The organism is Pseudomonas sp. H3_E04 (assembly GCF_054668915.1).
This window is the reverse complement of sequence record NZ_CP162797.1, coordinates 1,316,041-1,339,208: the sequence shown is the minus strand read 5'-3', so window position 1 is coordinate 1,339,208 and position 23,168 is coordinate 1,316,041. Positions and strand designations below refer to the sequence as shown.

The following is a 23,168-nucleotide window of genomic DNA, read 5'->3' as shown; positions in this document are numbered from 1 at the left end:
TCACTACTGGGGCTGACCCTCCGGCACTCGCGCAATCGAGCAGCCGCGGTTCGCCCCGCTCTATTCGGTCGCCCCTCATTCGGGGTAGGAGAGACGCCAAACACGAGATGACGCATGCGCTTGCAAGGTAGACCTCCATGAAAACTTCACTGACCCCACACGATTTGAAAATCACCCTTTGCACAGTGTCAGGTTCGCTGCTGCTGTGCTCGTCCATGGAGGCGCATGCGGAATCGGCGGCGGATGAGTCCACCTGGTATCGCGCCGATGTGCCCGTGGTGACCTTGCCGGTGACCGTGATAACGCCCGGACCGCTGCCGCTGAGTCAGCAGAGTTCGCGGCTGATTACCGAGGATCTGGCGCCCTCCGCTTGGGACGAGCTGTATGGCAGAAGCGCCCGACGCGCACAGACCGATGCGCTGTCTTCCAGTTACGTGACGGCCGGCGGCGAGTTCAGAGGCCCGCCAGTGGTCACGGTGAAAAGCGGCAATGGCGCCACCCAGACGCTTGGCCTGATCAGTGGCGACAGTCAGATACAGATGAGTGCCGATGGCGCACTGACCCGACGCACCCTCTCCGCCCCGAACACTGACAGCCTGAATCTCCAAGGCCAGAGCCTGGGCGCCTATTACAGCCTGGTGGGCGCGCAGGGCTGGCACGTAGACGTCTCGGCCAGCGGCGGTCGGGTCAGCGGTTTCAGTCGCACTGCCCAAGGTAATCGTCAGGCCAGCGAAGGCAGTGCGATGACGTTTTCGGTCGAAGGCGGCTATCCGATCGGCTTAAGTGAGAATTGGGTCGTTGAACCTCAGGCGCAATTGATCAACCAACGCATCAGCCTCGATGCACCCTACGCCAGCTCGGGCAATGCCTCTTCGACCGACCTGACCGCGTGGAGCGGCCGCGTCGGCGCGCGGTTGAAAGGCAGTTATGACTTGAACGGATTACCCGTCGAGCCTTACGTTCGCACCAACCTTTGGCACACGGTCTATACCGGGAGCACGGTGACGCTTGATCAGGTCGACAAGATCAGCAGCAGCCGCAAGTCTTCAACAGTGGAATTGGGTTTGGGACTGGTAGCGCGGGTCACGCCGGCAGTGAGCCTGTACATGAGCGCCGATTACAGCAGCGATGTGGATGACAATGATCTGAACGGCATCATCGGCAGCCTCGGGGTGCGGATGCGCTGGTGACTTCAAGGGCGCTGTACTACCAGTGGGAGCGAGCCTGCTCGCGAAAGCGGTGGGTCAGCTCCCCCTCTGTTGGATCTGCCGGCCCTTTCGCGAGCAGGCTCGCTCCCACTGGTGGTTCGTGGTTCATCCGGGGGAACATTGGTTGGTTGGAATGACGTCATCGCGAGCAGGCTCACTCCTTCAGTTGGGAATGCGTTCTCTTGTAGGAGTTAGCCTGCCCGCGATGGCAGCGACTCGGTTGCGGATCAGCCCTGCGGCTTGAGAATCAACACCGCCAACGGCGGAAGATTCAGTTCCAGCGACAAGGATTGACCATGACTTGGCACTTCGTCCGTCAACGCTCCGCCGCCATTGCCATAGTTGGAGCCGGCATAGATGTCGGCGTCGCTGTTGAACAACTCGGTCCAGCGCCCGGCAAACGGCACGCCGACGCGATACGACTGGCGCGGTACCGGCGTGAAGTTGGCAACCACCAGTACTGGCGAGCCATCCTTGCTCCAGCGCAGCCACGCATAAACGCTGTTGATCGCATCGTCGCCAATCAACCACTGGAAGCCTTGCGGCGCATCGTCCTGATCATGCAGCGCGGGCTCTTCGCGATACAGGCGGTTGAGATCGCCAACCAGTTTCTGCACGCCTTTGTGCTCGGAATACTGCAGCAGATACCAGTCCAGCTGTTGATCGTGGTTCCACTCGCGCCATTGGCCAAACTCACAGCCCATGAACAGCAGTTTTTTGCCTGGATGAGTCCACATGAAGCTCAGGTAAGCACGCAGGTTGGCAAACTTCTGCCAGCGGTCGCCGGGCATCTTGTCGATCAGCGAGTGCTTGCCGTGCACCACTTCGTCGTGGGAGATCGGCAGTATGAAGCGCTCCGACCAGGCGTAGACCAGACCAAAACTCAGCTCATTGTGGTGATGGGCGCGGTACACCGGATCCTGCTGGATGTAGTGCAGCGAGTCGTGCATCCAGCCCATGTTCCATTTGTAGGCAAAACCGAGGCCGCCCTGCTGGGTGCTCTGACTGACGCCCGGCCATGCGGTGGATTCTTCGGCAATCACCAGCGCACCCGGTGCTTCCAGCTCAACCACGTCATTCAAATGGCGCAGGAAGTCGATGGCTTCCAGGTTCTCGCGACCACCGTGGCGGTTCGGCACCCATTCGCCCGCCTTGCGCGAATAGTCGCGGTACAGCATCGAGGCCACGGCATCGACACGCAGGCCGTCGATATGGAAGTGTTTCAGCCAGTGCAGCGCCGAGGCCAGCATGTAGCCGTGCACTTCAGTGCGGCCGAGATTGTAGATCAGCGTGTCCCAATCCTGGTGAAAACCTTCCAGCGGATTGCCGTATTCGTACAGCGCGGTGCCGTCAAACTGCGCCAGACCATGGGTATCGGTCGGGAAATGCGCCGGTACCCAGTCGAGGATCACGCCAATATCGGCCTGGTGACAGGCATTGACGAACGCGGCGAACTGATCCGGCGTGCCGTAACGCGCGCTCGGCGCGAACTGCGAGAGCAACTGATAGCCCCAGGAACCGCCGAACGGGTGCTCCATGATCGGCATCAGTTCAATGTGGGTGAAACCCAGCTCTTTGACATATGGAATCAGCCGCTCGGCCAACTCCGGCCAGGTGTACTGCCGCGCAACTTCACCGAGATCATCCAACTCGCACTGCCAGGAACCAGCGTGCAACTCGTAGATCGACAAAGGCTTGGAGCGCTGCTGGCGTTCCTGACGGGCATTCATCCAGTCGTGATCCTGCCAGTCGATCTGCAATGGCGAGGCAACTTTCGAGGCGGTGTCCGGCGGCAGGCTGGTGGCCAGCGCCATCGGGTCAGCCTTGAGCGGCAGAATGCCGTGGGCGCCGAGGATTTCGTATTTGTACAACTCCCCCGCTTGCAGGCGCGGGATGAACAACTCCCAAACCCCGGAAGGATGACGCAGGCGCATCGGGTGACGACGACCGTCCCAGACGTTGAAATCACCTACCACCGACACACGACGGGCATTCGGCGCCCACACGGCAAAGCGCACACCGTCGACGCCATCAACGGTTTTCAGCTGTGCACCGAGGCAGGCGCTGAGGTCGCGGTGGTTGCCTTCGGCGAACAGATACAAATCCATTTCGCCGAGCAACTGGCCAAAGCTGTACGGATCTTCGGCAACCTGCTCGCCACCGGCCCAGCGCGTGCGCAACAGATACGGTCGCGCCTGATCGAAATGGCCGACAAACAGCCCCGGCGTCTCGGTCATCTCCAGCGGGCCAAGCTCTTCGCCGCTGTCCTTGTCCAGCACCGCCACACTCAGCGCGCCGGGCAGATAGGCGCGGATGAACTGCCCGCCAGCGCCATCGCCGTGCGGGCCGAGAATGGAAAACGGGTCGTGATGTTCAGCGCGCACCAAGGCATCAATGTCGCGTGCCGAGGGTAACAATGCTTCCTTTACCACACCCTGTTCCTTGTTCGAGAAACTCATGACTACTCTCCACCAAGATCGGAAAAGGGTTTAAGCCCAGTCAATAATCCATACAAGCCGTGCAACGGCACGGGCAGCCACGTTGGGCGGTTCTCCGCCTCGTAGGCCACTTCATAAGCGGCTTTTTCCAGGCCGAACAACGCCAGCGCGGCGTCGGCGCCTTGAGGATCCTGCCAGGCATGCTCAAGACTAGCTGCTGCCTCGCGGTATGCCTGGACAAATGCCTCGCGTGCTTCGCGCAGATAACGCTCGGCGACTCGTTTGCGCGCTGTTTCAGCTTCAGTGCTGTTATCAACGTTGTGCACGTTGATAGTCATCGCGGCTGCGTAATCGAACGAGCGCAGTACACCGCTGACGTCCTTGTACGGGCTGTGCTTGCCGCGACGCTCGCTCAACGGCCGCGCCGGTTCGCCCTCGAAGTCGATCAGGTAGGCATCGCCCTTGATCACCAGCACCTGACCCAAATGCAAGTCGCCATGCACCCGAATGCGCAAACCGCCAGTGGCTTTCTTCGCCAGCTCCTGCACATGGGCCAGGATGGTTTTCTTCTCGTCGAGCAAACGCTTGACCAGTTTCTGGTCCGCCGCGTTCAACTCGCCTTGATGCTGCTTGAGCAGTTTCAAGGCGTGTTCGACCTGGGCGGTGACGTCCTTGGACGTCGCGGCCATGTCCTTGCTCGACGACACCTGCGGAGCGAAGTCGGCGTTGTCGGTTGGCGCAGCGAGCACCTGGTGCATCTCGCCCAGACGCTGACCGAGCATGCCGGCGAAGTCCTTCAGCTCGCCCAAGGCGTTGTAATGCTGTTCCTGCTCGGACATGGCGTCGGCCAGTTCATCGCGCAGCGCCCGTTCGAGGTTGTTCTGCGTCCATTCCCACGCGTCGCCCTGATTGCTCACATAGCCTTGGGCGATCATCAGCAAGTTATCTTCGCCCTGCGCATCACGGCGAATCACCGAACCGAGCAGTGGAGAGATATTGGCAAACCCGGCCTCGGTCAGGTAAGCGCTCATCTCCAGTTCGGGGTGTACGCCAGAAGCGACTTTGCGTATCAGCTTTAGTACCAGACTGTTGCCGATCACCACGGAGCTGTTCGATTGCTCGGCCGACAGGTAGCGCACATCCGACTCGGCGCCGAGGCCGAGTTTTTCCAGATGATCTGTTTGTTCGAAGCGGATTTCGCCTTCGATCGACTCCAGTACGGTGTTGTTCTGCATGCCTTGCAGCACGGCGCGAACAAAGGTTTCCAGGCTGAACGCATCGGTGATCAAACCGACCTGACGCACACGGCGTACACGCGACAGCGCCAATTGCTGCGGCAGCGGCGGACCGACATGGTCTTCGGCGATGAAGCCGAACGGCAGTTGGTAACGGTTGGTCTGGCCGCCGCTGGTGACTTCGATTTCGCTGAGCAGCACTGGGTGCTGGGCATCGCCGAAGCGCACGCCGTACGCCAGATTGACCTTCTCGATTGCCGCGTCCTTGCCGGCGAACCAGCGTCGGTTCTGCAGCCAGCTCGGCAGAATGCTTTGCTCCAGCGTCGTGCGCGACGGTGCCTCGAGCAGTTCTTCCATGCGTTTTTTCAACACCAGCGTGGTGAAGTCCGGCAGGCTCTGCGCCGGCTCGACGTGCCAGCTCGGCATCTGGTTTTCTGTCGCGAGGGCAAACCAATAGAAGCCATAAGGCGCAAGGGTCAGGAGGAAATTCAACTGGCCGATCGGCGGGAACGCGTTACCACCAAGCATTTCCACCGGCACCATGCCGACGTACGCCGACAGATCCAGTTCCACTGCTTGCGCACTGCGCGAGACGTTGGCCACACAGAGAATGATTTCGTGCTTGCCATCGGCATCGGTGTATTCACGGGTGTAAGCCAGTACGCGACGGTTGGTCGGCGAGAGCATTTTCAAAGTGCCACGGCCGAAGGCTTTCGATTGCTTGCGCACTGCAAGCAGGCGCCGCGTCCAGTTCAACAGCGAATGCGGATCCCCGGACTGAGTTTCGACGTTAACCGACTGATAGCCGTACTGCGGGTCCATGATCGGCGGCAGCACCAGACTGGCCGGATCGGCGCGGGAGAACCCGCCGTTGCGGTCGATCGACCACTGCATCGGCGTACGCACACCATCACGGTCGCCGAGGTAGATGTTGTCGCCCATACCGATTTCGTCGCCGTAATACAGAGTCGGCGTGCCGGGCATCGACAGCAGCAGGCTGTTGAGCAGTTCGATGCGGCGGCGGTCGCGCTCCATCAGCGGTGCGAGACGGCGGCGAATGCCGAGGTTGATCCGTGCGCGACGGTCGGCCGCGTAGTAATTCCACAGGTAATCGCGCTCGCGGTCGGTGACCATTTCCAGGGTCAGCTCATCGTGGTTGCGCAGGAAGATCGCCCACTGGCAGTTGGCCGGAATTTCCGGGGTCTGGCGGAGAATGTCGGTAATCGGGAAACGGTCTTCCTGGGCCAGCGCCATGTACATGCGCGGCATCAGCGGGAAGTGGAACGCCATGTGGCATTCGTCGCCATTCACCCCAGCGGCATCGGTATCGCCGAAATACAGCTGGGTGTCTTCCGGCCACTGATTGGCCTCGGCCAGCAGCATGCGGTCGGGATAGTTGGCGTCGATCTCGGCACGGATCTGCTTGAGGACGTCGTGGGTCTCGGGCAGGTTTTCGTTGTTGGTGCCGTCGCGCTCGATCAGGTAAGGAATCGCGTCAAGGCGCAGGCCGTCGATGCCCATGTCCAGCCAGTAACGCATCACCGACAACACGGCTTTCATCACTTGCGGGTTGTCAAAGTTCAGATCCGGCTGGTGCGAATAAAAACGGTGCCAGAAGTACTGACCTGCGACCGGGTCCCAAGTCCAGTTGGACTTTTCGGTGTCGAGGAAGATGATCCGCGTGCCGTCGTATTTCTGGTCGTCATCGGACCAGACGTAGAAATCCCGCGCCGCCGAGCCGGGCTTGGCCTTGCGCGCACGCTGGAACCACGGGTGCTGGTCGGACGTGTGGTTGATGACCAGCTCGGTGATCACCCGCAGCCCGCGCTTGTGCGCCTCAGCGATAAAGCGCTTGGCGTCGGCCATGGTCCCGTAGTCGCTGTGCACGCCACGGTATTCGGCGATGTCGTAACCGTCGTCGCGACGTGGCGAGGGATAGAACGGCAGCAGCCAGATGGTGTTCACGCCGAGGTCGGCAATGTAATCGAGTTTGGCGATAAGCCCGGGAAAGTCGCCGATCCCGTCATTGTTGGAGTCGAAAAACGATTTGACGTGAACCTGATAGATCACCGCGTCCTTGTACCAGAGCGGGTCTTTGATGAAGGCGGCTGCCTTGGGTTTCTTCGCCATGTGGAACTCCTGTTGAATACTAGAAAAACCGTGAGCCGATCACTTGACTCAGAAGCGCTGCATAACCTGTGGGAGCGAGCCTGCTCGCGAATGCGGACTGACATTCAGCAAAATGTCGTCTGCCAGATTGCTTTCGCGAGCAGGCTCGCTCCCACAGGTGCGCCATGTATTACGTGGCGCTGATCCGCCAAATCCCGAACGGCTGATACGCCGGGTCGATGCGCATGAACTGATATTTGCCGTGCCAGTCCCAGCGATGGCCGTTCATCAAATCTTCGCCATGGGTAGTCGCGTCGTCCGGCAGGCCCATTTCCCACAGCGGCAGTTCGAAGTTCGCTTCCTGCACGTTGTGCGGATCGAGGCTGACCGCTACGAGGATGAAGTTGCTGCCATCGGCGCTGCGCTTGCCGAAGTACAGAATGTTGTCGTTCCACGCGTTGTAGATCTTCAGGCCCAGATGCGTGTGCAGCGCCGGGTTCTGCCGACGGATGCGGTTGAGCTGGGCGATTTCGGCAATGATGTTGCCGGGCGCGGTGAAGTCGCGAACGCGGATTTCGTATTTCTCCGAATCCAGATATTCCTCTTTGCCCGGCACCGGGGCCGATTCGCACAGCTCGAAGCCGGAATACATGCCCCACAGACCCGAGCCCATGGTTGCCAATGCAGCACGGATGAGGAAACCGGGACGCCCCGATTCATGCAAAAACGCCGGGTTGATGTCCGGGGTATTGACGAAGAAATTCGGCCGGTAGCATTCGCGCCACGGTGACTGGTTCAGTTCGGTGAAATATTCCGCCAGCTCGGCCTTGGTATTGCGCCAGGTGAAATAGGTGTAGCTCTGCGAGTAACCGACCTTGCCCAGACGCGCCATCATCGCCGGCGTGGTGAAGGCCTCGGCGAGGAAGATCACTTCCGGATACAGCGTGCGCACATCGGCAATCAGCCATTGCCAGAACGGCAGCGGCTTGGTGTGCGGGTTGTCGACGCGGAAGATTTTCACGCCTTCCTTGACCCAGCCGACGACGATGTCGCGCAACTCGACCCACAGGCTCGGGATCGCGTCCGGCGCATAGAAGTCGACGTTGACGATGTCCTGGTATTTCTTCGGCGGGTTCTCGGCGTATTTGATCGTGCCGTCCGGGCGCCAGTTGAACCAGCCCGGATGCTCCTTGAGCCATGGGTGGTCCTGGGAACACTGGATGGCGAAGTCGAGAGCGATTTCCAGGCCATGGTCGGCGGCGGCAGCCACCAGGCGGCGAAAATCTTCACGGGTACCGAGCTGCGAGTGAATCGCCTCGTGACCACCCTCCTCGCTGCCGATAGCGTACGGGCTGCCGGGATCGTCCGGGCCGGCAGTCAGGGAATTGTTGCGGCCCTTGCGGTGAGCGCGGCCGATCGGGTGAATCGGCGTGAAGTACAACACGTCGAAACCCATGTCCTGAATCATTGGCAGACGCGAGTGCACGTCGTTAAAAGTACCGTGACGCTGGGGGTCGTCGGTGATCGAGCGCGGAAACAGCTCATACCAACTGGCGAACTCGGCGAGTTCACGCTCGACGTCCATGGGGAATTCGGCGCTGATGCTCAGATAGGCACGGTGATCGGCCTGGGCCATCAGCTCTGCACTGCGCGAGTGCAGAAACAACGCGACCTGCTCGGTTTCGAGCAGCCCGGACAATTCGTGGTGCAGCGCCGCAAGCTGCTCGCTGAGCTGGCCTTCGCTGCGTTCGGCGGCCTGCTGCACCATCGTCCGGCCTTCCTGCAATTCCAGCGAAACCGGCACAGCCGCGTTGTGCTTCTTGTCGAGCTCGTACTGGAAGCTGGCGAAATGGTCGATCCACGCTTCGATGCAATACAGATAGCGGCCGTGCTCTTCGGGGCGGAACTGGCCTTGCCAGGTGTTGTTGCCCTGATCGGACATGACCTCGGTCTGCCAGGTTTCCTGGCCCTCTTCGCGCCAGCGGATGCGTACGGCGAGCTTGTCATGGCCGTCGGCAAAGACTTTGCTGGTCACCACCACTTCGCGCCCGGCAATCGATTTGACGGCAAACTGGCCGCCATCCAGGGTCGGCATGGTGTTTTCGATGACGATACGCGGCAGCAACAGTGCCTGCGACAACGGCATGTGCGGGTTGTAACTCAGCTCTGAAGGTCTTTCAGCAGTCATTGAGCATCTCTCCTTAACGCCCCAAGGACGCTCTTGTGCCAGAACAGTATTCGCGACAAAGCGCCTGCCCTGTCATGAACTCACTTAGGTTCCGAGCAACCGGCGCGGGGAAAAGTTCAGATGAAATTATCGAGACGCGCCATGGATCGAATCAGTCGTGACCGGGTCAACTCACTTAAGCACGTCCCACGCCATGTGCCATACGGAGGTACCTGATGAGCATCCCGATCCCGGCGGAAACGCCCGATCCGAACATCGACAAACCCACCCTGCCCGAAACCGAGCCGCCGCCAGTCCCTGAGCAAGAGCCGCCCGGCACCACGCCACCACCGAAAGAAGAGCCGCCGAGTACGATGCCGCCAGTGATCGTCTGAAATTTCCATGTCTGTGTGCCATCCCTGTAGGAGCTGCCGAAGGCTGCGATCTTTTCGCCACGCTGCAATGCGGATCAAAAGATCGCAGCCTTCGGCAGCTCCTACACGGGACCGAGTGATTAGCTAGAGGTGGTCGTTCTTGTCGACATCCTTCTCGAACACTCTCACCACGTAGGGCATCACGCTGAAAATCGCCAGCGCCAGAACGGTACTGAGCAATGCCGTCGCTTCCTTCCCCAGCCCCGCCGCCACGCCGATCGCCGCCGTCATCCATAAACCTGCAGCTGTGGTCAGGCCTTTGACATGGGCCTCGTCGCCCTGCTGATTTTTCAGAATGGTCCCGGCGCCGAGGAAGCCGATCCCGGCTATCACACCCTGCAGCACGCGACTCATGGCGTCGGATTCCGCACCCGAGGTCTGCGGCACCAATACAAACAACGCCGCGCCCAACGCCACCAGCATGTGCGTGCGAACACCTGCTGCCTTGCCTTTATGTTCACGCTCGAAACCAAGGATCCCACCGAGGATCGCCGCCATCACCAGACGTACGGTGATTCGGGTCATTTGCGAGGCATCACCGATATCGGCGAACTCGGCTTGCATCGTTGCCCACACTTCATCCCACCAGTCTTCCATCGTGCCTCCCTTGTTATTGGCTTGATAAGCGATGGACAACAGCGACCATTAATCGGTTGCGCAGAACGATCAGCGCGCTGCGCGTCCTAATGTGCAGACCTAACTGGAACAAGGACTGCCGCCATGCCCGTTCGAATCGATGAATCCAACCCCGAGCAGAAAGTGTGTTTTTTTACCGTCGAACATGGCGAGGAAATCCGCATTTGCGACACGCTCGAAGTCATGACCGATAGCGAAAAAGCCATGTCGTTCGTGGAAATCGAAGGCAAACGCGCCTACATCACCGAAGCAGAAGCCGATGCCCTGACCGTGGCCGGGGCCAAAGACGGGCGCAAGCACTTGAAAGCCGATGACGGTGATTCGGTGGTTTGACTGATCTCGCTCAACACGCTGCGCAAACGTCTGCGATAGGCGTTTGCGCCGTGTCCGCCCTGATGCTTCAAGTTGTCGCAGACATTACGCCAAAGCTCATCTGATCTGCTTTTTATTGCCAGACCTGAGTCTGTTCTGCAAACAGATCGGCGCTCATAGTGCATCGGCCTGATGGAGGCTGATGAGCGAACGACCATGAGCGAACAAATCCCCGTCCGAACCGTAGAAGCGTCGCCCACTATAAAAAGCGTCCCCGCCCGCCCGATGAAGGCGACGCTCCGTTCCACCGACAAGCAGATCCACACTCGCAGTTTTACCGGCCTGTTCCGCAACCTGCGCATGAGCGGCGCCGGAGTTCTGTTTGTGCTGTTCTTCGGCACCGTGTGGCTTAACTGGGGCGGTCGGCAGGCGGTGCTGTGGGATCTGGCGGAAAGCAAGTTCCATATCTTCGGGGCGACGTTCTGGCCGCAGGATTTCATTCTGCTCTCGGCGCTGCTGATCATTGCTGCGTTCGGCCTCTTCGCCATCACCGTGTTTGCCGGGAGGGTCTGGTGTGGTTACACCTGTCCGCAGAGTTCATGGACGTGGATCTTCATGTGGTGCGAAAAGATCACCGAAGGCGAGCGCAACCAGCGCATCAAACTGCAAGCCGCCCCCTGGAGCCTGAACAAGCTGGCGCGGCGTGCCGCCAAGCACACGTTGTGGCTGGCAATCAGCGTGATCACCGGCCTGACCTTCGTCGGCTACTTCACACCGATCCGGCCGCTGGCTGAAGAGCTACTGACCCTGCAGATCGGTGGGGTCAGTTTGTTCTGGGTGCTGTTCTTCGCTGCCGCCACCTACATCAACGCCGGTTGGCTGCGCGAAGCGGTGTGCATGCACATGTGCCCGTATGCGCGGTTCCAGAGCGTGATGTTCGACAAGGACACGCTGACCATCGCTTACGACGCCGCGCGCGGCGAAAACCGCGGCCCGCGCAAGCGTGATGTGCGCCCCGTGGAAGCGGGCCTGGGCGATTGCATCGACTGCCAGCTGTGCGTGCAGGTCTGCCCGACCGGCATCGACATCCGCGATGGCTTGCAAATGGAATGCATCGGCTGCGCAGCGTGCATCGATGCCTGCGATTCGATCATGGACAAAATGCATTACCCACGCGGCCTGATCCGCTACAGTTCCGAGCGCGAATTGCAGGGCGGCAAGACCCATCTGCTGCGCCCGCGCCTGATTGGCTACACGGCGGTGCTGCTGGTGATGATCGGCGCGTTGGCGCTGGCGTTGATCGAACGGCCGATGGTGTCGCTGGACGTGACCAAGGATCGCGGGCTGTTTCGTGAGAACGCTCAGGGGCAGATCGAGAATATTTATTCGCTGAAGGTGATCAACAAGACTCAGCAACGGCAGGATTACCGGTTGAGTCTGGTTGATGGCGACGGGTTTGAATTGCAGGGCAAAACGGCATTGAGCCTGGCGCCGGGAGAGATTGTCGATGTGCCAGTGTCGGTGGCGATGACCACCGAGCGCCCGGCGAGCAGTTCGCAGACGTTGAGTTTCAGGATTGAAGACAGTGACCAGCCGCAGATATACAGCGTGGCGAAGAGCCGGTTTGTGGCGCCGATGAATCGCTGATTGCCGTTAGACTGCGGTGCTTTCAATCGCGAGCAGGCTCGCTCCCACAGGAAATAGGGGTCGTTGTGGGAGCGAGCCTGCTCGCGAATGGAGGCGACGCGATTCCTTATAGACCCCATTCGGATCCACCATGAAACGCTACGAAAAATTCGCCGACGACATCGCTGAACTGATCCGCTCCGGCGTCCTCGGCCCTGGCCAGCGGGTGCCGTCGGTGCGCTACGCCAGCCAGACTTATGGGGTCAGTCCGTCGACGGTGTTCCAGGCCTATTACCTGCTCGAACGTCGTGGCCTGATCCGCGCGCGGCCGCGCTCCGGCTACTTCGTCAACGCCCACACGCCGAGCGCATTCTCCGAGCCGGTCATCAGCAGCCAGGTCAACGAATCCACCGAAGTCGACGTCAGCGAACTGGTGTTCTCGGTGCTCGATTCGATCAAAGACCCGAACACCGTGCCGTTCGGATCCGCCTTCCCCAGCCCGACACTGTTCCCCCTGCAACGCCTGTCGCGTTCCTTGGCCAGCGCCGCGCGGGAGATGGATCCGCGCATGGTCGTCACCGATATGTCGCCGGGCAACCCGCAACTGCGTCGGCAGATTGCCCTGCGCTACATGGTCGGCGGGCTGATGCTGCCGATGGAAGAATTGCTCATCACCAACGGCGCTCTCGAAGCGCTGAACCTGTGCCTGCAAGCGGTGACCGAGCCAGGCGATCTGGTGGCCATCGAGGCCCCGGCGTTTTATGCCTGCCTGCAAGTGCTTGAGCGCCTGAAACTGAAAGCCGTGGAAATCCCCGTGCATCCACGCGATGGCATCGACCTCGGCGTGCTCGCGCAAACCCTGGACCGTCATCCGATCAAGGCCTGCTGGTGCATGACCAGTTTCCAGAACCCGATGGGCGCAACCGTGCCCGAGGCGAAGAAACAGGAATTGGTCGAACTGCTGCGTCAGCATCAGGTGCCGCTGATCGAGGACGACGTCTACGCCGAACTCTATTACGGCCAACAGGCGCCAAAACCGGCCAAGGCTTTTGATACTGAAGGCTTGGTCATGCATTGCGGCTCGTTCGCCAAAAGCCTCGCCCCCGGTTATCGCATCGGCTGGGTCGCGGCCGGGCGTTTCGCGCAGAAAATCGAACGGCTGAAGCTGATGACCTCGCTGTGCGCTTCGATGCCGGCGCAAGCGGCGATTGCCGATTATCTGCAACACGGCGGCTACGATCGGCACCTGCGCAAACTGCGTTATGCCCTGGAAGAACAGCAGAGCGCGATGCTCGCGGCGATTGCCCGCTACTTTCCGGCGCAGACCCGCGTCAGCCAACCGGCGGGCGGTTATTTTCTGTGGCTGGAATTGCCAGAGCAGATGGATTCACTGAAGTTGTTTCAGATGGCGTTGGCGCAAGGCATCAGCATCGCGCCGGGGCCGATTTTCTCGCCGACCCAGCGTTTCAGAAACTGCATTCGCTTGAATTACGGCAGCCCATGGACCGAAGAATCGGAGAAGGCCATGGAGACGTTGGGGCGGATTGTGCGGTCGTTCTGATGGATCGACGTTGTCTGGGCTGGCGCCTTCGCGAGCAGGCTCGCTCCCACATTGGTTCCGCATTCACAAACCAACTGTGGGAGCGAGCCTGCTCGCGAAGAGGCCGGCTTTAATACTGCAAATCCACCGGTTTAACGCCCACCCCCCAAATCAACAAACGTCCCGGTCGCATACGAAGCCTTGTCCGACAGCAACCAGACAATCGCCTCCGCCACTTCATCCGGCCGCCCGCCCCGTGCCATGGGAATAGCCGATTCGAGCTTGCTGACCCGATCAGGGTCGCCGCTCAGGGCATGGAAGTCGGTATAAATATAGCCCGGACGCACGGCATTCACGCGAATGCCCTCGCCTGCCACCTCTTTCGACAGGCCGATGGTGAACGTATCGAGCGCCCCTTTGGACGCTGCGTAATCAACGTACTCGTTCGGCGAACCGAGGCGAGCCGCGACCGAGGACACGTTGACGATGCTGCCGCCCTGCCCGCCATGTTTTGGCGACATGCGCAGGATTGCGTGTTTGGCGCAGAGGATCGGCGCCAGTACGTTGGTCTTCATGATTTTGAGGATGCGGAATTCGGACATTTCATCGACTCGCGATTTCTGCCCGACGGTGCCGGCATTGTTGACCAGCGCGGTAACCCGGCCCAGTTCATTGTCGACGCGCTGAAACATCGCGATCACTTCGTCTTCGATACTGACATCGGCGCGCACCGCGATAGCCTGGGCACCCAACGCTCTGACTTGCTCAAGCACGCTGTGTGCGGCCTGTTCATCCGACTGATAGTTGATGCAGATCCGGTAGCCCTGTCCGGCTGCCAACAATGCCGTAGCCGCGCCGATTCCGCGCCCGCCACCGGTGATGACAATGACTTTATCCATGCTGGCCTTCCCCCACGTGCACACGTAACAGTCGGGGCCAAGAATAACTGCCATTCATGGCTTTTGCATGAGTTCAATGGTGTTGCGGCAATCCCCTGTGGGAGCGAGCCTGCTCGCGAAGAACGATGACTCGGCCTCTCAGACCACCGCCAGCCGTTGCCCACGCACGATGTCCTGCATGAAGCGCTCCGCCGGCATCGGGTGGCCGAGCAGATAGCCCTGCAACGAATCACAGCCCAGTTTGGTGAGGAAATCCTGCTGCGCGCCGGTCTCGACACCTTCGGCGACAATCCGCAGATCCAGCGCCTGCCCCAGCGCCACAATCGCCGAGACGATCGCGGCGTCATCGCTGTCATGTTCCAGATCACGGACGAAACCGCGATCGATCTTCAGCTCATTGGCCGGCAGGCGCTTGAGGTACATCAGGCTGGAATAGCCGGTGCCGAAGTCGTCGATCGATAGGTCGACGCCCATGTCCGACAACTCCTGGAGCACAGTCATGCTCGCATCAGCGTCGCTCATCGCCGTGGTTTCGGTGATTTCGAGCGTCAGGCTGTTGGCCGGCAAATGATGAGTCGCCAAAGCCTTGGCCACGCTTTGTACCAGCCCGGCGTGGCAGAACTGCAAGGCTGAAAGGTTTACGGCAATGCGCCAGTCGGTATAGCCGAGCACGTACCACTCGCGCATCTGCCGGCAGGCTTCGTTGAGCACCCATTCGCCCATCGGAATGATCAGCCCGGTTTTCTCCGCCAGATCGATGAATTTGTCCGGCATCAACATGCCGTGCAGCGGATGCTTCCAACGCAGCAGCGCTTCGGCACCGACCGGACGGCCATTGGCGGCGTCGAATTTAGGCTGGTAATGCAGGCAGAACTGGTTGTGCTCGATGGCCGCGCGCAGGTCCTGCAACAGTTGCAGTTGTTTGCGCGCGTTGGTGTTCATCGATGCGTCGAAGAAGCTGTAGCCGTTCTTGCCGCCGCCCTTGGCGTGGTACATCGCAGCATCGGCGTTCATCAGCAGTTCCTGGGCGTTGTCGCCGTTGCCCGGGTACAGGGCAATGCCGACGCTGGCGGAAATCTGCAGATCATGTTCGGCGACGCGAAACGTGCGGCCGATCAAGCTGACCTGACGCGCGGCCAGGCTCAAAGCGTCATTGGGCTCGCTCAAACGCACCAGCAGAACGAATTCATCGCCGCCGATTCGTGCGAGTGTGTCCTGGCTGCGCAAGTCTTCGCGCAGACGAATACCGACCTCGCGCAACAATTGGTCGCCCATGTGATGGCCGAACGCATCGTTGACTGGTTTGAAACCGTCGAGGTCGATGAACATCAAGGCGAAGCAACCGCCCTGCTCCTCAACTTTCTTGATCGCCTGATTGATGCGGTCATCGAGCAACATGCGATTGGGCAGACTGGTCAGCGGATCGTGCAAGGCCAGTTGGGTGAGTTCGCGATTGGCCACAGTCAGCGAGTGCGCCAGATCGGCGGTGCGCGCTTCGAGGCGGGCGTCGAGAATCGAGGTCAACAACGCGATCGACAGCACCGCCAGCGTGGTCACTACTACCAGACTATCGAGGCCGTTGCCCTTCAAGCCATTGAGCGTCGCGCCGCAGAAACTGCCGTCAGGAAACTGCGCGGCGGCCATGCCGGTGTAGTGCATGCCGACAATCGCCATGCCCATGATCACCGCCGCGCCGGCGCGAATCAGCCGCACATAGGGCGATTGCTGGCGTAAACGAAACGCGATCCACAATGCCGCCGCCGAGGCGCCGACGGCAATCAGCAAGGAGGCACTGAACAGCGTTGGGTCGTAATCGATACCCGGGGTCATGCGCAGAGCGGCCATGCCGGTGTAATGCATGGCGCTGATGCCCGCCCCCATTATCAGCGCGCCAAAGGCCAGTTGCGCCAGTGGCAGCTTTGGTTGGCTGACCAGCCACAAGGCAAAACCGCAGGAAAGCACCGCGATCAGCAATGACAACGCAGTGAGGGCGAAGTCATAGCCCAGATCGATCGGCAATTTGAAGGCGAGCATGCCGATGAAGTGCATTGACCAGACGCCAACACCCATCGCCAACGCCCCGCCCGCCGTCCAGAAATGCACGGCCCGGCCTTTTGCCGTGGCGATGCGCCCGGTGAGGTCGAGCGCCGTGTAGGAAGCGAGGATCGCCACGCACAACGATATGAAAACCAGGGTGAAGGAGTAGCTGCCGATGAGCATGGAGGTTCTCGTGACAAGCCGAAACCGTACTGCTTCCATTCTCGGTCGGGCAAATGCGGCGATTGTACTGATTGCGCGGAAGAACGCACTGACAAAGTAACCAAATTGCCATCAAGCCGATGAAACGCTCGTTCGATCGTCCTACAACGCTCTGCGGTGGGCTTTAAGCACACCTTGTAGAAGCGATCTCACGCCAGACACAAATCCCTGTGGGAGCGGGCTTGCTCGCGAAGGCGTCGGCACATCCACCATCTCCCTCGACTGACCCACCGCGTTCGCGAGCAGGCTCGCTCCCACAATTTTCAGCGTGCAGCCACCCTTCATCATTCGAACGCGAATCCCTGTGGGAGCGGGCTCGCTCGCGAAGGCGTTGGCACAGCCAACATCTCGCTCGACTGACCCACCGCGTTCGCGAGCAGGCTCGCTCCCACAATTTTCAGCGTCCAACCACCCTTCATCATTCGAACGCGAATCCCTGTGGGAGCGGGCTTGCTCGCGAAGGCGTCGGCACAGCCAACATCTCGCTCGACTGACCCACCGCGTTCGCGAGCAGGCTCGCTCCCACAAATTTCAGCGTCCAGCCACCCTTCATCATTCGAACCCGAATCCCTGTGGGAGCGGGCTTGCTCGCGAAGGCGTCGGCACAGCCAACATCTCGCTCGACTGACCCACCGCGTTCGCGAGCAGGCTCGCTCCCACAATTTTCAGCGTCCAACCACCCTTCATCATTCGAACGCGAGTCCCTGTGGGAGCGGGCTTGCTCGCGAAGGCGTCGGTACAGCCAACATCTCGCTCGACTGACCTACCGCGTTCGCGAGCAGGCTCGTTTCCACAATTTCCAGCGCCCAACCACCCTTCATCATTCGAACGCGAATTCCTGTGGGAGCGGGCTTGATCGCGAAGGCGTCGGCACATCCAGCATCTCGCTCGACTGACCCACCGCGTTCGCGAGCAGGCTCGCTCCCACAATTTTCAGCGCCCGACCGCCCTTCATCATTCGAACGCGAGTCCCTGTGGGAGCGGGCTTGCTCGCGAAGGTGTCGGCACATCCAGCATCTCGCTCGACTGACCCACCGCGTTCGCGAGCAGGCTCGCTCCCACAATTTTCAGCGTCCAACCACCCTTCATCATTCGAACGCGAGTCCCTGTGGGAGCGGGCTTGCTCGCGAAGGCGTCGGCACATCCAGCATCTCGCTCGACTGACCCACCGCGTTCGCGAGCAGGCTCGCTTCCACAATTTCCAGCGCCCAACCACCCTTCATCATTCGAACGCGAATCCCTGTGGGAGCGGGCTTGATCGCGAAGGCGTCGGCACATCCAGCATCTCGCTCGACTGACCCACCGCGTTCGCGAGCAGGCTCGCTCCCACAATTTTCAGCGTCCAACCACCCTTCATCATTCGAACGCGAATCCCTGTGGGAGCGGGCTTGCTCGCGAAGGCGTCGGCACAGCCAACATTTCGCTCGACTGACCTACCGCGTTCGCGAGCAGGCTCGTTTCCACAATTTCCAGCGCCCAAACACCCTTCATCATTCGAACGCGAATTCCTGTGGGAGCGGGCTTGCTCGCGAAGGCGTCGGTACAGCCAACATCTCGCTCGACTGACCCACCGCGTTCGCGAGCAGGCTCGCTCCCACAATTTCCAGCGCCCGACCACCCTTCATCATTCGAACGCGAGTCCCTGTGGGAGCAGGCTCGCGCCCTCAGGCTCAGCGGTTGTCGCTGACGTCGAGTTGGCCGTCCCAGCCGCCGCCCAGTGCGGCGATCAGTTGCACGCTGGCAATCAATCGACTCTGCAAAATGTTCAGCACGCTGCGCTCATTGCTCAGCGCCGTGGCCTGCACCACAACCACATCGATATAAGCGATCAGCCCGGCCTTGTACTGGTTCTCCGTCAGACGCAAGGAATCGCGGGCGGCATCCAGCGCTTCCTGGCGCACCGCCGCTTCGTCTTCATACACCTTGAGCTGGACCAGGTAGTTTTCCACTTCGCGGAAACCATCGAGCACGGTCTGGCGGTAGCGGGCGACGGTTTCGTCATAGGCCGCTTCACTGCGGTCGACCTCGGCCGAACGAATGCCACCGTCGAACAGCGGCAACGACAGTTGCGGGCCGACCGACCAGAAACGGTTCGGCAGGCTGATCAGATTTTTCGAGGTACTGCTGCTGTAACCGCCGCTCAGACTCAGGGTCAGGTCCGGGTAATACGCGGCCTTCGCCACCCCGACATTGGCATTGGCGGCGATCACCGAGCGCTCGGCCGACGCGATGTCGGGACGACGCTCCAGCAATTGTGAAGGCAATGTCAACGGCACCTGCGGCAGCTTCGGGATGCTCTGGCTTTCGGCGATGCTGAAGTTGGCCGGGGCTTCGCCAGTGAGCACGGCAATGGCGTTTTCAAACTGTGCACGCTGCCAGATCAGGTCGACCAGATCGGCCTGAGTGCTTTTCAACTGGGTTTGCGCCTGCGCCACCGCGTCGCGCCCGGAAACTCCGGCGCGGTACTGGTTCTGCGTCATCTTCAGTGAACGCTCGTAAGCGGCAACGGTGGCTTCAAGCAAACGCTTCTGCTGATCGATGACCCGCAGTTGCAGGTAGTTCTGCACCAGCTCCGATTGCTGACTCAGACGCATCGCTGCCAGATCGGCAAAACTCGCCTGGGCGTTGGCCTCATCCGCTTCCAGCCCACGGCGCAGCTTGCCCCAGACATCGGCTTCCCAACTGACGCCCAGTTGCGCGGTGTAGGTATCACGAATACCACTTGAGGAGCTGCTCAGGCTCGAACTGCTGCTGCCGGTGCCCTGACTGGAGCGATTCTTGCCCAGACTCAAGTCGACACTGGGATAAAACGCCCCGCGCGCACTGCGCACCAGGGCCTGCGCCTGACGGAACTGCGCTTCGGACTGGGCAACGGTCTGGTTGGAGCTGTTGAGTTTTTCGATCAAGGCGTTGAGCTGCCGGTCGCCGTACAACTCCCACCAGGCGCCCCGGGCCAGCGAGTCGCTGGGGTTGGCCTGACGCCAGCCTTCGGCTTCCTTGAACTGAGCGATTGCGGCAGTTTGCGGACGCTGGTAGTCCGGGCCGACGGCGCAGGCGCTGAGCAGCGCCACGCACAACGACAGGCTCAACAGGCGCGAGCCGCGCACGGTGGCCAATTGGATAAGCGAACGGTCAGTCATAGCGGAGTTTCCAGAGCGGCGTCAGTGCGCACGCCACGCCATTTATTGAAACGATGGCGCAGCTTGTCGAGATAGAGGTAAACCACGGGTGTGGTGTAAAGGGTCAGGACCTGGCTGAACACCAGGCCGCCAATGATGGTCAGGCCCAGCGGCTGGCGCATTTCCGCACCCTCGGCGCGGCCGAGCAGCAGCGGCAAGGCGCCGAGGATCGCCGCCAGCGTCGTCATCAGAATCGGTCGCAGGCGTTGCAGACAGGCGCTGCGAATCGACTCCAGCGGTGACAGCCCCTCATGCCGCTCCAATTGCAGCGCAAGATCGATCATCAGAATGGCGTTCTTTTTCACCACGCCGATCAGCAGGAATATTCCCAGCAGGGAAATCAGGCTGAACTCGCCGCCGAGTGCATAGATCGACAGCAACGCGCCGACGCCGGCTGAAGGCAAGGTCGAGAGAATGGTCAGCGGGTGGATGTAGCTTTCATACAGCACACCCAGCACCAGATACACGGCGAGCAACGCACCGAGGATCATGAACGGCTGGCTCTTCTGCGTGGCCGCGAAGGCGTCAGCGGTGCCGGCCATTTTCGCAATCACATCCTCCGGCAGGCCGACCTTGGCGATCGCCCGTTCGATGGCGGCGCTGCCCTGCTCCACGGTCACGCCTTCGGCCATGTCAAAGGAAATGCTTTCGGATGCGAACTGACCTTCATGGCTGACCCGATCGTTTTCCAGGCTGTTTTCGTAATGGGCGAACGTCGACAGCGGCACCCGCGCACCGTCAGCGGTAATCACCTCGACCTGCTTGAGCGTCACCGGATCCTGGGCGTATTTCGGATTGACCTCCATCACCACCTGGTACTGGTTGAGACTGTCGTAGATCGTCGAAATCTGCCGCTGGCTGTAAGCGTTGTTGAGCACGGCGGTGACCATGTTCATGTCGACCCCCAGGCGTTTGGCCTGATCCCGGTCGACGATCAGTGTCACCTGCTGTGCCCCGGCACCCTCGCGGGCATCAATGGCGGTCAGCTCGGGCAAGGCACGCAACGCGGTGACCACTTTCGGGAACCACTTGCGCAGCTCGGCGAGGTCGCCGCTTTGCAGGATGTAGGTGTACTGCGAACTGGTCTGTTCGCGGCCACCGCCGAACTGCAGATCCTGATCGGCCATCAGCATCAGCTGCGCACCGGGCACCTTGGGCATTTCCTTGCGCAGGCGCTCAATGACTTTCTGCGCCGACAGCTGGCGTTCCTTGATCGGTTTCAGGCGCACGATCATGAAGGCGTTATTGGTGCCGTTGTTACCACCAATGAACCCGGCGACGCTTTCCACCGCTTCGTCCTTGAGCACGGCGCGGCGGAAGGTTTCCATTTTCGGCTGCATGACGTTGAACGACAGACCGTCATCGCCACGTACGAAACCGATCAATTGCCCGGTGTCCTGCTGCGGCAGGAAAGTTTTCGGCACCACCACGTAGAGCGCAACGTTGACGCCGACGGTGAGCAGCAGACTGAGCAAGGTCAGACGTCGATGACGCAATACCCAGTCGAGGCTGGTGGCGTATTTGCCGACCATCCAGTCGTTGGTCTTCTGGCTCCAGCGTTGCAGGCGGTTCTCCTGCCCCGGCGTGTGTGGTTTGAGCCAGCGCGCGCAGAGCATTGGCGTCAGCGTCAGGGAAACCACCAGCGACACCACGATCGCCGCCGCCAGAGTGATGGAAAACTCGCGGAACAGGCTTTCGACCAGCCCGCCCATGAACAGGATCGACAGGAACACTGCCACCAGCGAGACGTTCATCGACAACAGGGTAAAGCCGACTTCCTTGGCCCCGAGGTACGCCGCCTGCATCGGTTTGACGCCTTCGTCGATATGCCGGGAAATGTTCTCCAGCACCACGATGGCGTCGTCCACCACCAGACCGGTGGCGAGAATCAGCGCCATCAGCGACAGGTTGTTCAGCGAGAACCCATACAGGTACATCACCGCAAACGTGCCGACCAGCGACACCGGCACCGCCAGCGTCGGGATCAGCGAAGCGCGGAAGTTACCGAGAAACAGGTACACCACCAGCACCACCAGAGCGACGGCGATCAGCAAGGTCATCTCGGCTTCATGCAGCGTGGCCTTGATTACCGGCGATCGGTCCATGGCCAGATTGAGTTTGACGCTGGCTGGCAGCACCGCTTGCAGCGCCGGCAACTGCGCCTTGATCTCGTTGACCGTCTCGATGATGTTGGCGCCGGCCTGACGGTTGATCACCAGCAGCACCGCCGCGTCGTCGTTGAAGAAACCGCTGTTGTAACGGTCTTCGACGCCATCGCTGACTTTCGCCACGTCCTTGAGACGCAACGCGGCGCCGTCGGCATAGTGAATGATCAGCGACTCGTAATCCTTGGCTTTCTCGAGCTGGTCGTTGGCCTGGATCTGCCACAAGCGCTCGCCATCCTCGACCGAACCCTTGGGCCGGCGCACGTTGGCGTCGGCGATAGTCTTGCGCACATCGTCGAGGGCCACGCCGTACTGGTTCAGTGCCTGCGGTTCGAGCTCGATGCGCACCGCCGGCAGCGAACTGCCACCGATCTGCACTTCACCGACGCCCTGCACCTGCGACAGGCTTTGCGAAAGTATGGTCGAGGCCAAATCGTAGAGTTGGCCTTTTTCCAGCACGTCCGAAGTCAGCGACAGCACCATGATCGGCGCCTGCGACGGGTTGACCTTTTTATAGGTCGGCATGCTGCGCATCCCGCTCGGCAGTAGGTTGCGCGAGGCGTTGATCGCCGCCTGCACTTCCCGCGCCGCGCCGTTGATGTCGCGGTCGAGGTCAAATTGCAGAATGACCCGCGTCGAACCCTGACTGGAGCGGCTGCTCATGGTATTGACGCCGGCAATCGCACCGAACGAACGCTCCAGCGGCGTCGCCACCGTCGAAGCCATCACCTCGGGACTTGCGCCCGGCAGACTGGCCTGGACGACGATGACCGGGAAGTCCATCTGCGGCAATGGCGATACCGGCAGCAGACCGAAGCTGACACCGCCAAGCAACATGATTGCCAGCGAGAGCAGCATGGTTGCCACGGGGCGTTTGATGAAAGGGCCTGAAAGATTCATTCGCGCCAGTCCCTACCGCTTAACCCTGTGGGAGCGGGCTTGCTCGCGAAGACGCCGGCGC

Annotated in this window: 13 protein-coding genes; 5 read left to right on the top strand and 8 right to left on the bottom strand. The window is 60.7% G+C overall.

All coding sequences use genetic code 11. The features are described 5' to 3' along the window. Positions 1–137: 137 nt before the first annotated feature. Positions 138–1,190, top strand: coding sequence for an autotransporter domain-containing protein (locus AB4N53_RS06080; protein ID WP_460119002.1), 1,053 nt, complete (start codon positions 138–140; stop codon positions 1,188–1,190). A 245-nt stretch (positions 1,191–1,435) separates the two neighbouring features. Here AB4N53_RS06080 and glgB read toward each other — a convergent pair whose 3' ends face one another. The 3 genes from glgB to AB4N53_RS06065 all read right to left on the bottom strand — a co-directional run bounded on the left by glgB (position 1,436) and on the right by AB4N53_RS06065 (position 9,178). After that, on the bottom strand, positions 1,436–3,667 hold the full coding sequence (gene glgB, locus AB4N53_RS06075; RefSeq protein ID WP_460119001.1) for a 1,4-alpha-glucan branching protein GlgB: 2,232 nt from the start codon (positions 3,665–3,667) through the stop codon (positions 1,436–1,438). Positions 3,668–3,669: 2 nt separating this feature from the next. Beyond that, the gene (gene treS, locus AB4N53_RS06070) at positions 3,670–7,011 is read right to left on the bottom strand and encodes a maltose alpha-D-glucosyltransferase (protein WP_460118999.1); all 3,342 of its coding nucleotides are present in this window, start codon (positions 7,009–7,011) and stop codon (positions 3,670–3,672) included. A gap of 169 nt (positions 7,012–7,180) precedes the next feature. Beyond that, positions 7,181–9,178 (bottom strand): alpha-1,4-glucan--maltose-1-phosphate maltosyltransferase, encoded by a 1,998-nt coding sequence (locus AB4N53_RS06065; protein WP_460118997.1) that lies wholly within the window; start codon positions 9,176–9,178, stop codon positions 7,181–7,183. A 215-nt stretch (positions 9,179–9,393) separates the two neighbouring features. Between AB4N53_RS06065 and AB4N53_RS06060 the strand changes: the two genes are divergently transcribed. Beyond that, positions 9,394–9,552 (top strand): hypothetical protein, encoded by a 159-nt coding sequence (locus AB4N53_RS06060; RefSeq protein ID WP_016774632.1) that lies wholly within the window; start codon positions 9,394–9,396, stop codon positions 9,550–9,552. Between the two features lie 123 nt (positions 9,553–9,675). Here AB4N53_RS06060 and AB4N53_RS06055 read toward each other — a convergent pair whose 3' ends face one another. Continuing rightward, positions 9,676–10,188 carry an MgtC/SapB family protein gene (locus AB4N53_RS06055; RefSeq protein WP_460118994.1) on the bottom strand — a complete coding sequence of 171 codons (513 nt, stop codon included), beginning with the start codon at positions 10,186–10,188 and terminating at the stop codon, positions 9,676–9,678. Between the two features lie 123 nt (positions 10,189–10,311). On the opposite strand from AB4N53_RS06055, the gene AB4N53_RS06050 reads away from it, so the two are divergent. From AB4N53_RS06050 to mapR, 3 genes are all read left to right on the top strand, one after another. After that, positions 10,312–10,560, top strand: a complete 249-nt coding sequence (locus AB4N53_RS06050) for a DUF3203 family protein (protein ID WP_460118992.1) — start codon at positions 10,312–10,314, stop codon at positions 10,558–10,560. 195 nt (positions 10,561–10,755) lie between these two features. Beyond that, on the top strand, positions 10,756–12,186 hold the full coding sequence (gene ccoG, locus AB4N53_RS06045; protein ID WP_460118990.1) for a cytochrome c oxidase accessory protein CcoG: 1,431 nt from the start codon (positions 10,756–10,758) through the stop codon (positions 12,184–12,186). Between the two features lie 130 nt (positions 12,187–12,316). Then, entirely contained in the window at positions 12,317–13,726 is a 1,410-nt protein-coding gene (gene mapR / locus AB4N53_RS06040; protein ID WP_460118988.1) for a GntR family transcriptional regulator MpaR, read from the top strand. 131 nt (positions 13,727–13,857) lie between these two features. Here the strand turns inward: mapR and AB4N53_RS06035 are convergent, their stop codons facing one another. From AB4N53_RS06035 to AB4N53_RS06020, 4 genes are all read right to left on the bottom strand, one after another. Then, entirely contained in the window at positions 13,858–14,604 is a 747-nt protein-coding gene (locus AB4N53_RS06035) for an SDR family oxidoreductase (protein WP_415762551.1), read from the bottom strand. Positions 14,605–14,742: 138 nt separating this feature from the next. After that, complete coding sequence (locus AB4N53_RS06030) at positions 14,743–16,824, bottom strand: putative bifunctional diguanylate cyclase/phosphodiesterase (protein WP_460118986.1); 2,082 nt, start codon at positions 16,822–16,824, stop codon at positions 14,743–14,745. Positions 16,825–18,533: 1,709 nt separating this feature from the next. Next, positions 18,534–20,003, bottom strand: a complete 1,470-nt coding sequence (locus AB4N53_RS06025) for an efflux transporter outer membrane subunit (protein WP_460118984.1) — start codon at positions 20,001–20,003, stop codon at positions 18,534–18,536. Beyond that, complete coding sequence (locus tag AB4N53_RS06020) at positions 20,000–23,107, bottom strand: efflux RND transporter permease subunit (RefSeq protein WP_460118982.1); 3,108 nt, start codon at positions 23,105–23,107, stop codon at positions 20,000–20,002. Before AB4N53_RS06020 ends, AB4N53_RS06025 begins: the two co-directional genes overlap by 4 nt. Between the last annotated feature and the right edge of the window lie 61 nt (positions 23,108–23,168).

Bases quoted from the DNA above. Each gene is read 5' to 3' on its own strand.
- AB4N53_RS06080 (WP_460119002.1), top strand. From the start codon at position 138: ATGAAAACTTCACTGACCCCACACGATTTGAAAATCACCCTTTGCACA.
- glgB (WP_460119001.1), bottom strand. From the start codon at position 3,667: ATGAGTTTCTCGAACAAGGAACAGGGTGTGGTAAAGGAAGCATTGTTA.
- treS (WP_460118999.1), bottom strand. From the start codon at position 7,011: ATGGCGAAGAAACCCAAGGCAGCCGCCTTCATCAAAGACCCGCTCTGG.
- AB4N53_RS06065 (WP_460118997.1), bottom strand. From the start codon at position 9,178: ATGACTGCTGAAAGACCTTCAGAGCTGAGTTACAACCCGCACATGCCG.
- AB4N53_RS06060 (WP_016774632.1), top strand. From the start codon at position 9,394: ATGAGCATCCCGATCCCGGCGGAAACGCCCGATCCGAACATCGACAAA.
- AB4N53_RS06055 (WP_460118994.1), bottom strand. From the start codon at position 10,188: ATGGAAGACTGGTGGGATGAAGTGTGGGCAACGATGCAAGCCGAGTTC.
- AB4N53_RS06050 (WP_460118992.1), top strand. From the start codon at position 10,312: ATGCCCGTTCGAATCGATGAATCCAACCCCGAGCAGAAAGTGTGTTTT.
- ccoG (WP_460118990.1), top strand. From the start codon at position 10,756: ATGAGCGAACAAATCCCCGTCCGAACCGTAGAAGCGTCGCCCACTATA.
- mapR (WP_460118988.1), top strand. From the start codon at position 12,317: ATGAAACGCTACGAAAAATTCGCCGACGACATCGCTGAACTGATCCGC.
- AB4N53_RS06035 (WP_415762551.1), bottom strand. From the start codon at position 14,604: ATGGATAAAGTCATTGTCATCACCGGTGGCGGGCGCGGAATCGGCGCG.
- AB4N53_RS06030 (WP_460118986.1), bottom strand. From the start codon at position 16,824: ATGCTCATCGGCAGCTACTCCTTCACCCTGGTTTTCATATCGTTGTGC.
- AB4N53_RS06025 (WP_460118984.1), bottom strand. From the start codon at position 20,003: ATGACTGACCGTTCGCTTATCCAATTGGCCACCGTGCGCGGCTCGCGC.
- AB4N53_RS06020 (WP_460118982.1), bottom strand. From the start codon at position 23,107: ATGAATCTTTCAGGCCCTTTCATCAAACGCCCCGTGGCAACCATGCTG.